Origin of the sequence: Lysinibacillus sp. PWR01 (assembly GCF_043359455.1) — a bacterium.
Lineage (GTDB): Bacteria > Bacillota > Bacilli > Bacillales_A > Planococcaceae > Lysinibacillus > Lysinibacillus fusiformis_F.
In genome coordinates, this window is record NZ_JBHERJ010000073.1 from 71,881 (window position 1) to 86,650 (window position 14,770).

At 35.9% G+C, this 14,770-nt stretch carries 17 protein-coding genes; 12 read left to right on the forward strand and 5 right to left on the reverse strand.

Annotation, left to right across the window (positions count from 1 at the left end):
* Positions 1–5: 5 nt before the first annotated feature.
* The 3 genes from ACEVFT_RS15045 to ACEVFT_RS15055 all read left to right on the forward strand — a co-directional run bounded on the left by ACEVFT_RS15045 (position 6) and on the right by ACEVFT_RS15055 (position 2,201).
* Positions 6–848, forward strand: a complete 843-nt coding sequence (locus ACEVFT_RS15045) for a hypothetical protein (protein WP_393950573.1) — start codon at positions 6–8, stop codon at positions 846–848.
* Positions 849–1,074: 226 nt separating this feature from the next.
* A complete protein-coding gene (locus ACEVFT_RS15050; protein ID WP_342440576.1) occupies positions 1,075–1,371 on the forward strand; it encodes a 3-isopropylmalate dehydrogenase in 297 nt (98 codons plus the stop codon).
* Positions 1,372–1,448: 77 nt separating this feature from the next.
* A complete protein-coding gene (locus tag ACEVFT_RS15055) occupies positions 1,449–2,201 on the forward strand; it encodes an SDR family NAD(P)-dependent oxidoreductase (protein WP_393950574.1) in 753 nt (250 codons plus the stop codon).
* 159 nt (positions 2,202–2,360) lie between these two features.
* Here ACEVFT_RS15055 and ACEVFT_RS15060 read toward each other — a convergent pair whose 3' ends face one another.
* Positions 2,361–3,128, reverse strand: coding sequence for a sulfite exporter TauE/SafE family protein (locus ACEVFT_RS15060; RefSeq protein ID WP_393950575.1), 768 nt, complete (start codon positions 3,126–3,128; stop codon positions 2,361–2,363).
* A gap of 104 nt (positions 3,129–3,232) precedes the next feature.
* On the opposite strand from ACEVFT_RS15060, the gene ACEVFT_RS15065 reads away from it, so the two are divergent.
* Positions 3,233–4,117: a LysR family transcriptional regulator gene (locus tag ACEVFT_RS15065; protein ID WP_342440573.1), complete on the forward strand. Its 885-nt coding sequence runs from the start codon at positions 3,233–3,235 to the stop codon at positions 4,115–4,117.
* 111 nt (positions 4,118–4,228) lie between these two features.
* On the opposite strand, the gene ACEVFT_RS15070 is transcribed toward ACEVFT_RS15065, so the two are convergent.
* The gene (locus ACEVFT_RS15070) at positions 4,229–5,128 is read right to left on the reverse strand and encodes a PhzF family phenazine biosynthesis protein (protein WP_393950576.1); all 900 of its coding nucleotides are present in this window, start codon (positions 5,126–5,128) and stop codon (positions 4,229–4,231) included.
* Between the two features lie 121 nt (positions 5,129–5,249).
* Between ACEVFT_RS15070 and ACEVFT_RS15075 the strand changes: the two genes are divergently transcribed.
* Positions 5,250–6,134 carry a LysR family transcriptional regulator gene (locus ACEVFT_RS15075; protein ID WP_393950577.1) on the forward strand — a complete coding sequence of 295 codons (885 nt, stop codon included), beginning with the start codon at positions 5,250–5,252 and terminating at the stop codon, positions 6,132–6,134.
* Positions 6,135–6,258: 124 nt separating this feature from the next.
* On the opposite strand, the gene ACEVFT_RS15080 is transcribed toward ACEVFT_RS15075, so the two are convergent.
* A complete protein-coding gene (locus ACEVFT_RS15080) occupies positions 6,259–7,170 on the reverse strand; it encodes a DNA glycosylase (protein WP_393950578.1) in 912 nt (303 codons plus the stop codon).
* Between the two features lie 162 nt (positions 7,171–7,332).
* Between ACEVFT_RS15080 and ACEVFT_RS15085 the strand changes: the two genes are divergently transcribed.
* The 4 genes from ACEVFT_RS15085 to ACEVFT_RS15100 all read left to right on the forward strand — a co-directional run bounded on the left by ACEVFT_RS15085 (position 7,333) and on the right by ACEVFT_RS15100 (position 10,118).
* Positions 7,333–8,046 carry a 2OG-Fe(II) oxygenase gene (locus tag ACEVFT_RS15085; protein ID WP_393950579.1) on the forward strand — a complete coding sequence of 238 codons (714 nt, stop codon included), beginning with the start codon at positions 7,333–7,335 and terminating at the stop codon, positions 8,044–8,046.
* A gap of 85 nt (positions 8,047–8,131) precedes the next feature.
* Positions 8,132–8,752, forward strand: a complete 621-nt coding sequence (locus tag ACEVFT_RS15090; RefSeq protein WP_393950580.1) for a bifunctional transcriptional activator/DNA repair enzyme AdaA — start codon at positions 8,132–8,134, stop codon at positions 8,750–8,752.
* Positions 8,736–9,269 carry a methylated-DNA--[protein]-cysteine S-methyltransferase gene (adaB, locus tag ACEVFT_RS15095; RefSeq protein ID WP_393950581.1) on the forward strand — a complete coding sequence of 178 codons (534 nt, stop codon included), beginning with the start codon at positions 8,736–8,738 and terminating at the stop codon, positions 9,267–9,269. The genes ACEVFT_RS15090 and adaB overlap by 17 nt, the downstream gene beginning before the upstream one ends.
* A gap of 30 nt (positions 9,270–9,299) precedes the next feature.
* Entirely contained in the window at positions 9,300–10,118 is an 819-nt protein-coding gene (locus ACEVFT_RS15100) for an SPL family radical SAM protein (RefSeq protein WP_393950582.1), read from the forward strand.
* Positions 10,119–10,210: 92 nt separating this feature from the next.
* Here the strand turns inward: ACEVFT_RS15100 and ACEVFT_RS15105 are convergent, their stop codons facing one another.
* Entirely contained in the window at positions 10,211–10,843 is a 633-nt protein-coding gene (locus ACEVFT_RS15105) for a Crp/Fnr family transcriptional regulator (RefSeq protein ID WP_393950583.1), read from the reverse strand.
* A 93-nt stretch (positions 10,844–10,936) separates the two neighbouring features.
* Here ACEVFT_RS15105 and ACEVFT_RS15110 point away from each other — a divergent pair, with 93 nt between their 5' ends.
* The 3 genes from ACEVFT_RS15110 (at position 10,937) to ACEVFT_RS15120 (ending at position 13,416) form a co-directional block, all read left to right on the forward strand.
* Positions 10,937–11,890: a nucleoside hydrolase gene (locus ACEVFT_RS15110; protein ID WP_342532438.1), complete on the forward strand. Its 954-nt coding sequence runs from the start codon at positions 10,937–10,939 to the stop codon at positions 11,888–11,890.
* Positions 11,891–11,907: 17 nt separating this feature from the next.
* The gene (locus ACEVFT_RS15115; protein ID WP_393950584.1) at positions 11,908–12,789 is read left to right on the forward strand and encodes a ribokinase; all 882 of its coding nucleotides are present in this window, start codon (positions 11,908–11,910) and stop codon (positions 12,787–12,789) included.
* Positions 12,790–13,101: 312 nt separating this feature from the next.
* Positions 13,102–13,416 (forward strand): hypothetical protein, encoded by a 315-nt coding sequence (locus ACEVFT_RS15120; RefSeq protein ID WP_393950585.1) that lies wholly within the window; start codon positions 13,102–13,104, stop codon positions 13,414–13,416.
* A gap of 260 nt (positions 13,417–13,676) precedes the next feature.
* On the opposite strand, the gene ACEVFT_RS15125 is transcribed toward ACEVFT_RS15120, so the two are convergent.
* Positions 13,677–14,270 carry a DUF6241 domain-containing protein gene (locus ACEVFT_RS15125; RefSeq protein ID WP_393950586.1) on the reverse strand — a complete coding sequence of 198 codons (594 nt, stop codon included), beginning with the start codon at positions 14,268–14,270 and terminating at the stop codon, positions 13,677–13,679.
* Positions 14,271–14,770 lie beyond the last annotated feature (500 nt).

The window sequence follows — 14,770 nt, forward strand, 5'->3', positions numbered from 1 at the left end:
TATTGATGAAGAAAATAATGCTACTTACATTATGGCTACTCTTTGCAATTAGCTTTAGTCCAATATTGGTCCATGCTAGCGAGAACCAGAAAGAAGACATAATGAAAATTGTTAGCAGATTTATGCCATTGAATGCGTCCCTTATAAGTCCTAAAAATTCTTACCCCACATTGCCAATTCAACTCTATGACTTTGATCAAGATGAACAGAAAGAAATAATATTTACATTTAAAATGAAAGCAAAAAATCAACCATCTCCTTTCCAGTTTGAATCAATCGTGCTAAAAAAGGACAATGCTGATTGGCGAAAAGTGTTGGAAACAAAAATTCAAGGGATAGATTTGGATTTTTCAGGTTTGGCAGATATTACAGGTGATGGGAAAAAGGAATACTTATTCGGTGTTACAATTGGTGCAGCGGCAGGAAGCGAACTTGAAATTTATCAATGGATTAATAATGCATTCAAAAAAATTGCTGATGTTCCTTATCATAAAATGGAGTTTGTGAATGAAAAACAAAAAGTTGGACTAGCAATTTGGCAAATGTATATGGGCGATAGTTATTTGGTGAATGTACTAAAATGGAATGATGACAAGTTGCTCTATAACGAAGAATTATATTCTAAATACTATCCAGTAATCGAAAAGTTTTATAAAGATAAAATTTCAGAAATGGATGCCTGGTTTTACTGGTATTGCCTTGCAGATGCCCAAATTAAAGCAAATAAATTTGAAGAAGCTTCGAAATCTATTCAAAAAGGGATTTCGTTAGCTAAAAAATCATCCCTACAAGAAGCGGTGCAAGATTTTCATGATTTAGCTGAAAGGCTAGAGAACAAGAGTAATTAAACGAAAGCTTCTTCAACAAACAGGAGCAATCATTAAAAAGGGCAGAGTCATTTGACAGTAGCATTGTTTCTATCTCCTGCTAAATTGTTATTAAGGATATTTTTTAAGGAGAATAAAATGGATGGGGGAATTTGTTTAATAAAAACACTCATTACGCTTATTGTATATAATGAGTCAAAGGGGAAGGGATAGCCAGTAAGAAATCGTTTTGAAAAGAGGGCGTTAAATGGAAAGTTTTTTCTTTATACTAATAGGCTTTTTGATCGTTAGTGCAAATGTGATTGGGTTTCTATTTTTCAAAAAAAAGAAAAATCTATATCATGCTGCTTTCATCATTTTACTACTAGCAGGTGTATTTGGTGGACTAGGAAGTGTATTAGCACTAATCATTATTCGTGATCCCTTTGCGTTATTCTATGGATTGAACATTGCCTACTATTTACTCATTAATAGTTTTATTGTACTTCTTCTTGCGATTTTAGTTACGATCATTAAAAAATATACTAGTAGTAGCATCGTGTGACTAACGATCGTGGTGCGTGAGCATTGAGTTGTTTATGAACGAATTACTATTAATATCATTTTGTTAGGTGGGACGCTATGCATAACTTGTCAGGAAAGGTTATTCTTATCACAGGTGCAAGCTCTGGGATTGGATTTGCCACAGCTGAGCTAGTAGCAAAACAAGGGGCTAAAGTAATTATCAATTATCATACAAATGTGGAAGGTGCCAATGAAGCTGTCAAACGAATTCAAGAAAAAGGTGGAGACGCCATTGCTATTCAAGCTAATATTGTGAATAAAGAAGACGTGAACGCAATGGTTGAGCAAGCTATTTCTTCATTCGGCACGATTGATGTCTTAGTGAATAACGGTGGAGGCGGCATCCGTCAAAGTACTTTTATGGAGATGAGTGAAGAGCTATGGGAAGAAACGTTCAAACTAAATGTCAATAGTGTGCTCTTATGCTCTCAAGCTGTATTAAGACATATGATTCCGAAGAAATGCGGAAAAATTATTAATGTCTCTTCTGCAGCTGCACGTATTGGTGGGGCAGGGGAAAGTATTCATTATGCATCTGCTAAGGGAGCTATCAATACAATGACGATTGGCATGTCCAGAGAATTAATTGAATATGGAATTATCGTTAATGGGGTAGCACCTGGAATGGTAGAAACACCCTTTCACGATAAATTTGCTCCTGGCGACAATCGACTTGAACGGATGGCTTCCTCTGTACCAATTAAAAGAGCTGCAGCGCCTAAAGAGATAGCGGAAGTAATTGCCTTCCTTTCTTCCGATGCCTCAAATTACATCCTTGGAGAAATTATAAATGTGAGTGGCGGTAGATAAATAAAAAATATGCAAAGTATTATTGCTAAAATTGTTCGTCTATTCTATTAACAGTAGCTATTTCTAACGTAAATTGCGGATTCAAAACAAGCTCTACCTTGTATGTCCTTAAATTTGGGAGCAAAAAAGGTAGGACTTGTTTTCTGCATGTATGTAAATTTATTTTATTAAATCCGTGACAACTTGAACAATTAAAAACAAAAAAATGATGGGTAATATCATTTGAATCCATTTTGTTTGGATGTACGGAATAATTTTTAAGCCTAAGAAAGAGCCCGCAATAGAGCCAAGTGAAACTGGAATAGCAATTCCCCAATTAACAAGACCAGTAAAGTAATAAAAGAGAAAAGCACCTGTACAGCTTGACAAAGAGATCATTCTTGTTAATTCAACTGCCTTTAAATAAGAGTATTGTTTTTTCAAGAAATAGGTTATATTCATAAGAGCTGAGCCTGGTCCAAAGCCTCCGTCATAAATTGAAATTGCAAATGGAATGAGCTTATTCAAAGGTTGTTCCTCTGTTTCTTTTAGATCTTTGACAATCCATTTATTACTGCAAAGGACAATCATAAATGCGAAAATTAAGCTTATACAAGCGACTACATTCATGATTTGTTCCGATAAGAGGATTGCTAATAATGCACCAAGTACCCCTCCCAAACTAGAAACGATCATGAAAGAAAAATATTTTTTTACAGATAAACGTCCTTTTATGACAAACGAAACAACATTTGATAGGGCTGATAAACCTGTCGCGAATTTATTAACGACAACCGTTGTATGAATTGGTATGCCAACGAGTAACAATGAAGGCATCAAAATAAAGCCTGCTGCACCGAACAAAACACCTATTATGGCTGCGAGCAAACCAATTGTAAACAAAATCATTCCTTTTACTGATAACCATTCCTGTAGTAAAATTTCCATTCAATCACCTCTATATTTAAATTACTGATAAACTATACATAAAACAAATATATAATTATTTCTTATTCATAAATTAAATTTATGGATAGAAAGGTGTGAATGGAATGAATTTACATGCATTGAGGATCTTTACGAATGTAGCCAAGCTTGGTGGCATTACTGCAGCAGCGAATAGTATGCTACTTAGTCAACCTGCTGTCACTATTCAAATTCGAAAATTAGAGAATGAAATAGGGGCTAAATTGATTGAAGGCAAAGGACGTGGAATTCAATTAACGCCAGAGGGGAAGTTTTTATACGAGCAAGGCATGCGTTTATTTTATTTAGAAGCACAAATCGATGAGAAGCTCGGTAAATTTTTAGCAAAGGAAGATAAAATACATATTGCGTCCTCTTACATCCCTATTAATTATATACTTCCGCCTATCATAGCTAAGTACAAGCTTGCTCATCCTCAAATTGAATTTTTTGTATCGTTAGGCAATGTTCAATCTGTGGAAGAACAAGTTCTGAATTATGAAGTAGATTTTGGTTTCGTCGTTCAAAGTAAAATTGGCCATACAGATTTACAGTTTGAAAAGGTATTAGATATCCCGTTTTGGTTTATAGTCCATCCTTTACATCCTCTCGCAAATCAAACGGTCTCCATTTATGAATTATCGAACGAAGACTTTATTTATCGGGAACGTGGTAGCTCGACACTCGATTTATTGGAGTCCATTTTTTACACGTTTAATGCGCCTTTACCTAAACTAGGACTTCAAATGCAGGGCTTACATGAATCCATCAAAGTAGTGGAAGCGGGGTATGGCATGACTTTAGCTCCGTCCTATAGTGTGGCCGAAAGTATAACAAACGGGAAACTTGCTCAAGTGTATGTTGAGCAGGCAGCTATTCAGCAAAGTTTATTTATTTGCTCACGAAAATCCGATCTAATCGAGCAACCATTTATGCAATTCTTAAAAACGCATTTAAATGCATTAAACTAACCACTACAATCTTCTTTTGGCATAAATAAAACTTCTCTAAATTTAAGTGAAGAATTTAGAGAAGTTTTATTTTATGATGATTATTAATACAGAAAATTCAGAAAAATATTGTTATAAAAGTATTTTCCCCTCTATTGAAATCACTGCTGCTCCTGCTACTTCAATAACGGCGTTCTCTCCATCAGGTGTAATCGTCACATAAAGAATCCCTGGTCTATTGATCGTATGTCCTTGACCAATTACTAATTGATGTTTTTCTTGTGGAGCTAGTAGATTCTCTAGATATAAATAACCGCCTAATGCACCGTTTGCTGCCCCTGTAACTGGATCTTCATCAATTCCTATATTTGGACAAAAATCTCTTGTATAAATATCAAATTCCCCATTTGTGTCAAAGGTAAAGAGGTGAGTGGTTGATATGTTGAATTGATTGTTCATCTTTTTAAGCTCGTTTAATTTAGGTTCTGCTTGGTCAATTGCTTGACGGGTTTTAACTGGAACCATAAGATGCGGGACCCCTGTATTCGCTATTTTGATAGGGTATCGATCATCAATGTCTGTTTCATGAATTCCTACAAGATCCGCAACTACTTCAGGGCGAATGTCTATATTTTTTACATGGGGGCGTACTTGGGTCATAGACACGCTCGTTAAGTGGTTGTTTTCTGTAATCCATTTTACGGGAATTAGTCCAATGTTCGATTCAAAGGTTATTTTTTCGTCCTTATCAATCCAATTGTACTGATTAGCCATTAACCATGCTGTACCTAACGTAGCGTGACCGCAAAAATCAACTTCTTTTGTAGGTGTAAAATATCTTATTTTATAATCTGCATTTTCATTTGTTGACGGTAAAAGAAAGGCTGTTTCCGACAGGTTTAATTCATTGGCTATTTTTAGCATTTCCTCATCTGTTAGGTTTTCTGCATGCGGTATAACGCCAGCTGGATTTCCTCCAAACGTTTCTGTTGTGAAAGCATCTACATAAAAAAACGCTACCTTTTTATTCATTGCTATCTCCTCCTTCATTCTAAGATTATTGTATTATGATAGAATTAATAAGTAAAACTCATGTTTTTAATCATCAACATGAGGAAGTCGAATGGAAAGTTAAATCTTATACGGAGGTTATATGGTGAACCTTTTGCAAATAGAAATATTCGTCAAAGTAGTCGATATTGGGAATTTCACAAAAGCAGGAGAAATATTGACGATGACACAATCGGGCATAAGCCATAACATCGCTTCATTAGAGTCAGAACTCGGTATTACACTTTTGAATAGAGGGAGAAATGGCATCTCATTAACAGATAGTGGAGAACGTATCATTAAAAATATGAGAAATATTTTATCCGAAGCAGAAAGCATTAAACAAGAAGCCGCTTCTATTTTAGGTATACAAAACGGAAAAATAAACATTGGTAGCTTTTCTAGTTTCGCCTCAAAAGTGTTGCCAACGATCATATCAAGGTTTAGAGGAGAGTTTGAAGGAATTGAAATAAACTTTTATGAGGGGAGCTATGAGCAAATTACACGTTCGGTGGAAGAGGGGAAAGTGGATATCGGTTTTACATCTTTGAGTCACCCCCTGGCTCATTTGGAGGCTATACCCTTATTAAGAGATCGATTAGTCCTTATAGTACCTAATCATCATCATCTTGCAAAAAATGGACAAGTGAAAGTGGAAGATCTTCAAGGGGAGGCTTTTATTATGCCCCAGCTAGGATGTGAAGTGAGTGTCAAACAATTTTTAAAAGAACAAAAAGTTTCCCCAAAGATACAGTTTAATGTGGAAGAAAATCAAACGATCATTGCAATGGTACGTGAAGGATTAGGCATTACAATCATACCAGAACTAGCTTTACCCTATAATTTACAAGGTTCCATTGTAAAACCTCTCTTACCCGAACCTTTCCGTGAAATAAGCATCATTACTCGGTCAAAGAAACAATCTCTTCCCGCTGTCAAAGCGTTTATAAAAACAACGATGGATTGTATTAAAGAATTACAGCTATAATATGAATTTTGTGTCCATTGCGATTGTTCGCCATTATTGTCGAAGAACGTAGCTGCATAAGAGCATGTTTAATTGATTTTTTTCAAAACATGCTCTAAAATCAAGGTTATAAAGTTGTCATTATTTAGTAAAGAACACGCCATAAATAGAAGGTAGCGTAGGATTCCCAGTTTTTCCATGGAATCGATAGCTCTAAGATTTCATCTTTCGTAGGCTTTTGGTTCATATTACGTACTGTTTTTATTGAATTAATAAGACCTACATCATCAATTGGAAAAGCTGTCTGAAACCTAAGGCAACGCATTAGCACATAGTTGGCTGTCCAAGGTCCGATTCCTCGTATTTTGATTAAGCTTTTTTCCGCCTCTTTAAAATTCATTTTCTTTAATTGTTCCTTTGATAATTCTCCGCTTGCCATTAATCTGGCAATGCCAATGATGTATTCACTTTTTTTAACCGTCATTTTAATAGCTGCTAGGTCAGCAGGGGTTAACTGTGCAATTCGTTCGTATGATGGGAATATCCAATACTTTTTACCATTCCATTCGATAGAATCGCCAAAGCTTTCTACAAATTGCCTCTTTAAGGTATAGGCAAAGGCTAGGTTAATTTGTTGCCCTAAAACGCCCCAGCATAAAGCTTCAAATAAATCGGGAATGCCGATAACTCGCAATCCATAGAATTTTTCGGCAGGCATTTTAAGTATTGGGTCTGCATTTGCCATTTCATAAAATGGCGTTAAATCGTTATCAAGATCAAACCATTCATGAATATATGTTACAATCGCTTCCCGCTTCCACTGTTCAAAAGGTCTAGAATCATTTAGGAATTGAACAATCATTTGTTGATTATCGATTACGCTTATCTGCACTAATGACTGAATTTCTCCAATGGCTATCACTTTTGTGATGATATCGTTTTCTATTTCATACATGCATTCATTATTTTCTCTCGTTAAATAGCCTAGATTCGCATTCATATCAAAATTTGCAGGTAGGGTAATGCGTATCACATCATCTACTTCATGCCATGTCACTTTTTCATTCTCCTTTACAACATACACAGTTTGTTATTTTACTTTATCATAAAAAGATCTTTCCTCATTTTGTTATCTTGCTATTCCATTCTAAACTCCTTATTTTTTTCTATTGATGCGGTTATAGTGTTAGTTATTAAGAAAACTACGGAGGGAATAAAAATGGTCCAAACGATTAAAACGCGTGTCGGGAGCTTAGATTGGGATTCTATTCAACATGATCTTGATAAGCAAGGATTTGCAAAGCTTCCAGCGATTTTAACAAAAGAGGAATGTGAGTTCTTGATAGGATTGTATTGTACGGAAGAGCCATACAGAACGACCATCAATATGTCGAGATATCGCTTTGGGGATGGGGAATACAAATATTTTTCCTATCCATTGCCGGAAATCATCCAAAGTTTAAGAGAGTCCTTTTATCAAGAATTGGCCAAAACAGCCAATCGATGGTTGGGTTATTTAAAGAAAACAGCGCAGTTTCCAGCTCAACTTCACGATTTTTTGAACACTTGTGAAGAATATGAACAAACTAGACCGACACCGTTACTCTTAAAGTATGAAGCAGGTGGCTTTAATTGTTTGCATCAAGATTTATATGGGGATATCTTCTTCCCGTTTCAAGTAGTATTTGTGTTAAATCAACGCGAACAAGACTTTTGTGGTGGTGAATCACTGTTAGTGGAACAAATTCCTCGTGCTCAGAGTAGGGGACATGTCATTACGTTAGATCAAGGCAGTGCGCTCATCTTTCCTACTAATCATAGACCTGTTCTAGGTAAAAAGGGATATTACAAAAATACAGTTCGTCATGGAGTAAGTACGGTTACTGCGGGAGAACGATATGGTCTTGGCATCATTTTTCACGATTCTAAATAAAAAAACTTCAATATCTTGCTATTCCATATCCAGAATTGTACATTGTGAATTTTTAGGGAGTATATTGTAAGGAGAGGTGAGATAAATGCGGGATCGTATTAATGATGAAAATAAAATTTCGAATGCTACAGACATGATGACAGATGAAAAGTGGCAAGCAATTCTCAATAATGATCCAGCGTACAACAATCAATTTTTCTATGCTGTGAAATCAACAGGGATATTTTGTAAACCATCCTGTAAATCTCGCGTGCCGAAAAAAGAAAATGTATGTATTTTTGCAAACGCTGAACAAGCACTCCGCGCAAATTTTCGCCCTTGTAAACGTTGCAAGCCAACGAATGAAAATCTGCCTGATAGTGAGTGGGTTGATGTCATCACAGCATACATCGATAAAAATTTCGCAGAAAAATTAACGCTAGAATCGTTAGCAACGATTTGTCATGGAAGTCCCTATCATATGCATCGAACCTTTAAAAAGATTAAAGGCATGACGCCCGTTGCGTATATACAACAAGTTCGCGTACACGTGGCGAAACAGTATTTGATTCAGACAAATAAGGCGATTGGAGAGATTGCCATCTGTGTGGGTATGGCGAACGTGCCCTATTTTATTACTTTATTTAAAAAGAAAACGGGACAGACACCAGCACAATTTCGTCAAATGAGAAAAATGGAGGAAACGAATGATGGAAACAAAGATTAAACCAACACTGTATTGGTCTTTACTAAAGTTTGAGGATTGGCATTTTTCTATAGCTTCTACCTCCATGGGGCTTGTGTTTGTAGGTTCACAGAACAAATCATTCGAGGAATTATTTGAATGGGCGAAGAAACGCTTTCCAGGAAGTCCGCTTGTTGAAGATGAGGAAAAGCTTGAACCCTATGTTATTGAGATCATTCAGTATCTAAAAGGGAAGAGGAAAACCTTTACTGTCCCATTGGCGTATGTAGGTACGCCATTTCAGCTAGCCGTCTGGCAAGCACTTTGTGAAATCCCTTATGGGCAGACGAAATCCTATACCGACATTGCTCATGCTATAAATAAACCAGCAGCTGTTCGTGCTGTCGGAGCGGCTATTGGGGCTAATCCAGTCTTACTTACTATACCGTGCCATCGTGTAACAGGAAAGAATGGCTCTTTAACTGGCTATCGAGGCGGATTAGAAATGAAGAAATTGCTCTTGGACCTTGAAAAGCGAGCTTCATCTAGTAATGAGTAATACTTGTCGCACTTGGAATGGAGGTTCTGTATGAAAAGTGAAATCTTTTATAAAAATCCAAAAACCATTTTGAATAAAGGGACTGGCTTTCTTTCTGGCTATACACATTCACTCAATCCTTATACAGGCTGTTCATTCGGATGCTCCTATTGTTATGTACGTCAAATGCCTGTATCTCTTTTTCGAGAAGGGGAATGGGGAAGTTGGGTAGATGTTAAAAATGGTGCGGCGAATGTATTAAAAAAGGAGCTCCATCGTGCCAAAGCAAAAGGGCCTGTAACCATTTTTATGTCCTCAAGTACAGACCCATATCAACCAATAGAGCATAAGGAAAAAGTGACGCGATCTTTACTGGAAGTTATGGTAGAGGATCCCCCTGACTTCCTATTTGTACAGACAAGAAGTCCGCTTGTCAGTCGAGATATGGATTTACTGCGACAATTCAAAGATAAAGTGCGGGTAAGTATGACAGTAGAAACGGATAGGGAGGATATTCGCAAGTATTTTACGCCCTATGCGCCTCCTATTCCAGCAAGGCTTAAAACACTCCAACAGCTGGCTGAATTCGATATTCCTACACAGGTTGCCATCGCACCCGTATTACCAAGCAGCGAGCGTTTTGCAGAAATACTGCGTCCCTTGGTTAACCGCGTATGTATTGACGATTATTTTATGGGGGACGGAAGCGGTGGGAAACGAACACATAGGATGGGTGTACAAGCCTTATATAGCAATCTCGAAATGGAAGATTGGTACCATCCGTCCATCTATCAAATGGTTTATAAACGAATGCGGCAATATTTTTCGGAAGATGAACTTTTCATTAGCCAGAAGGGTTTCGAATCCTAGCATTATTGCTTTGATAAGAAGGCGACACCATAGTACAGAATGGCAGCCTTCTATTTTTAATCTGAAAACTACTATCATCCTGAATTTTATCTTTATATAAAAATTTCAAGGTACATTTCTATTTCTTCAATTGAAGTTATAGCGAATTTTTTATTTTTATAACTTATCAAGCCCTCATTTATGCATTGAGCGATAGAACGATTTAAGCTTCTAATGGGTGCACAGACCTCACTTGATAAAATTTGCTTTGTAAGGTTATCTAAATCACCGATTTTATAATGATTATGTATGCTTAATAAGATACGATCTTTAACTGTTAGCAATGATAATTTTGCCGTAGTATCTGAACTTGAAGTTAATTTTGAAGCAAGTTGTTTCATTATATATAAATTAAAGTTAAAATCGATTTTCATCCATTCATAAACCTTTGTTTTATGGATAGCGATCGTTTCACAATTTTGTTTCGCAATAACACCGAGTGTTTTCACTTTTTCATTAAAAATTTCTATTTCCCCAAAGCAACTATATGAATCATAAATATATAGCGAAAGCATCGCCCCCTCATAGCTTTGTCTATACACCTCAGCCATCCCTGTAGTTAGAATATAAAGATAATTATTTTGTTCATGCGGGTGAATAATAAGGCTTCCTTTCTTGTGGCTTCTATAAATAAATTCTTTCTTAATGTGCGTCGGTGCATCATTCACAATATCTTGAAAATCCAAATTTTCACCTTCTTTTTGCTTTTGGTCATTTGACCTGTTTTCATTATAGATTGAATTATATAATCAGGGCAAATAAGAATTGGAGGTCTTGTTATGAGGAAATTAATTATTGACACAGATACTGGAAGTGATGATGCGGTAGCATTAATTATGGCATTAAAATCAACTAATCTTAAAGTAGAGGCGATTACAACGGTTTGTGGCAATGTCCCAGTTGAATTAGCAACAAAAAATGCTCTAATGACTATCGAGGTTGCTAATGGTCAAAAGCCACCACTTTATGTTGGGGCAGCCAAACCACTTATGCGTGATTTAGTTACAGCTGTTAATGTTCATGGTGAAGACGGAATGGGCGATTGTCATTTAATAAATCCTACCCTTGTGCCAGAAACCATGCATGCGGTAGATGCGATCCTTGAAATGATTGAAAATAACCCTGATGAAATTGAAATTGTAACCATTGGTCCTGTTACAAATATTGCCCTTGCTATTTTAAAAGCACCAGAGACCATGAAAAAGGTAAAGCATATTTACACAATGGGTACTTCTGGCTTTGGCCCTGGTAACACTACACCTGTTGCTGAATTTAATGTGTATGTAGATGCAGAGGCATATAGTATTATGCTCAACTCTGGTATATCGACTACCATCATTGGATTTGATGTATGTTTAGGTGAGGCAGCTTTGAATAAGGACGATATGGATGTATTACTAGCAAGTGGTAAAGAAGAAGCTGTGTTCTCCGTTCAATGTAATCGTTCCTTGCTTGAATATAATTTACAAAGAAGTAATGAACATATGGTTGATTTACCTGATGCCGTAGCAATGGGTGTTGTATTATGGGATGAAATCGTTTTGGAAGACAAGTTATGTTACTGCTATGTATGTACGACAGAAGCTGCTGCCTATGGTCAAGTGATCATAAATGACGGTAGTAAACTTGCCATTTCGGATGGATTTGCAGGGCACATGCCTAATGCAACAGTTTGTAAGTCCATTGACAATCAGTTATTCAAGAAACGTCTATTAGCATTATTGGTAAGTTAACATGATGGGGTGTGTAAATGAAATTTATAAATTTCGGATCATTAAATATTGATAAAGTTTATACAGTTCCTCACCTTGTTAAAGAAGGAGAAACGTTATCTTCAGTCAGTTATGAGGAATATCCAGGTGGAAAAGGATTAAACCAATCCATAGCCCTTGCAAAATCTGGTGCCCAAGTGTTTCATGCAGGTAAAATTGGCAAAGATGGTTTGTTTCTAAAACAACAATTAGCATTAGCGGGAGTTAATGTTGAGGGCATAGATGAGGACGGTTTGATCACAGGGCATGCCCTTATTCAAGTAGCGCCGACAGGTGAAAATTGTATTTTGCTCTATGGTGGAGCGAATAAAGAAATAACGGTTGAACAAATTGATCAAGTATTAGAGGACTTCCATGCGGATGATTTTCTAGTTCTACAAAACGAAACAAACTGCTTGGAATACCTAATCAATGCAGCTTATAAAAAGGGGTTAACCATTGCGTTTAATCCTTCTCCGATAAGCGAGGATATTAAGGCTTTAGACTTTTCGAAAATTGATTTTCTGATACTGAATGAGATTGAAGGACAAGAAATTAGTGGGGCATGTTCACCTAATAGAATACTCAATCACTTACTATCAATCTATAGTAATTTAAAGATTGTGCTGACTTTAGGTAAAAATGGGGTCATATATAAAGACAATGTACAAGAGCACAAGCAAGAAATCTATAATGTCAAGGTGAAAGACACGACGGCAGCAGGTGATACTTTCTTGGGTTATTTCCTTAGTATGATTTCTCAAAAACCTGATGTTAAATATGCCCTTAACATTGCCTCAAAGGCTGCTTCACTTGCAGTATCAAGAAAAGGCTCCTCTTCTTCTATCCCAATTTTGGCAGAGGTACTCGGTAAAAATTAAATAGTTGATGGAACTTCTTTAGATGTTGTGATGGATTTAAAAGAAAGTCGTACCATTTTGCCCCTTTAGATATGCTTTATCTAAAGGGGTTTCCTGTATTAAAATCATGTAAGATTATACAATAAACAGGCCATTTAATAGAATAAAATACAATAATTATTGGACGCAAGGATTGTGAAGAGTACTTAAACTAACGGCGCAGTTTAGTTGAACAACAATATGGGTTTTTGTGGTGAAATAGTAGACGGTTGGTGCATCTTCATCTTTCCAGGAAAATGGGATGGGCTATCGTTTAGTTAGGAGGTAGAGGTTTTGGGTGTTTTGAGTGTCTTGTGGGTTTTTGGTGTTTGGGGTGTTTTGATTTTGTTAGTTGCAATAATTTTATTTTGGTCGGCTGGGTTACCGAAGATTAAAAGTAAAAAATTATCATTTGTTATGATTAGTTTGGGATTGAATGTAATCGCAACTCCAACGGCTTTATTTATAGGTGTAATGGCAACAGCACCCCCGACCAGCACTACAAATGATTTTTGGACAGGATTTCTCTTCATCCAGGGAATACCACTTTTAATACTAATAATTGGAATCTTAAAATGGTTTATCATTGACAGAAGAAAAAATAAATAAGCATATAAATAGTAATAATTAATTAGGTTAAAAAAAGACAAGTTTGTGAAGAAATCTACTTAAACTATAGGGGGCTTTAGTTTAACAAGAATTATGCTTATAATCTTCCACAATCGGGCGCGCTAGTTGAATAACATAGGTAGAAAAAGTTCATCCTTTTTTATCAAAACCAACTTTAAATCGACTGGATAAGAATCCATTTTGGTCAATCTTTTTTCAAAATGGATCCTTTTAGGAAGTTTATTAAAAAAAACAGAAATTTAACTCTGTTTTTCTACTGGAATACCAAAGACGCGGAATATATAGTCGCTTTCTTGTTCTTTTGTAGCAATAGCATTGGCTAGTCCACTTTGTTTTGTGCCTTGAAGATACCACATATCATTATGGTCTTGGTCTACGGATGAAAAATCATTCTGCTGCCAATGACTTAATAGCTCTACATATTTATTTCTGTGTTCGAAATGATCTTTATTTGACTGTACCATTTGGAGTAAAGTTTCAATTCTTTCAGGGGTAATCATAATTGATGACTCTTTTTCATCAGCAATCACCTTTTGATGTGACATTTGCTGAATAACTTCTTGCATTAGATTCTCAACAAAGGGTTCATCTCCACTTTTCCATTCATCAATCTTCTTGGAATATGTAGCATTTTCCCAACCAAAATTCGTATCCACTGTCGATACAAACTCTTTCTTATCATTTTCTTTTGAAATCGATTGACCGTTATCTAATTCGCTCTCGACATTTTTAGAAGTTTCGTTGTCATCGTTCTTTTTCATAATCAAAAACGTACCACTTATACTCAATAATGCAGTTAAAACAACTATACCTAAAACATGAATCCTCTTCATTTTTTTACCACCTTTTTAATAATTACCCTAAAATTATCATATAGGTATCACTATGTAAACAGAAGTCCACGACTTAGAGCTAATTAATCCTCTGATACCCTATATGCATGTACGTACATTTTGGTTTTAGGGGAGTAGGGAGTAATTTATCGTTCATAAGAGTGTTATTCGTACAAATTGTGCTACATATAATTTAAAGTATATTTGCACAATATTTATCCACATAAGATGTTCCTTACACGTATTTGATGTAATATTGCTAAGGAATGAATATTAAATGTGGCATGTATAGCATAAAAATAACAAAAAATATACGCCATTCTGTACAATATCTCCTCAGCGGAAATAAAAAACTTACTGGTAGTTACACGTAAAAGGACATTTAAGTGTCCTTATTATAAAGCTGCTTGATACATATGAGTATCCTTTCTTTGCTTTCCTCGGATGAGTCCTCATCATCTGGTATAATAGAATATAGATTTTTTAGAACGGAGCAATTG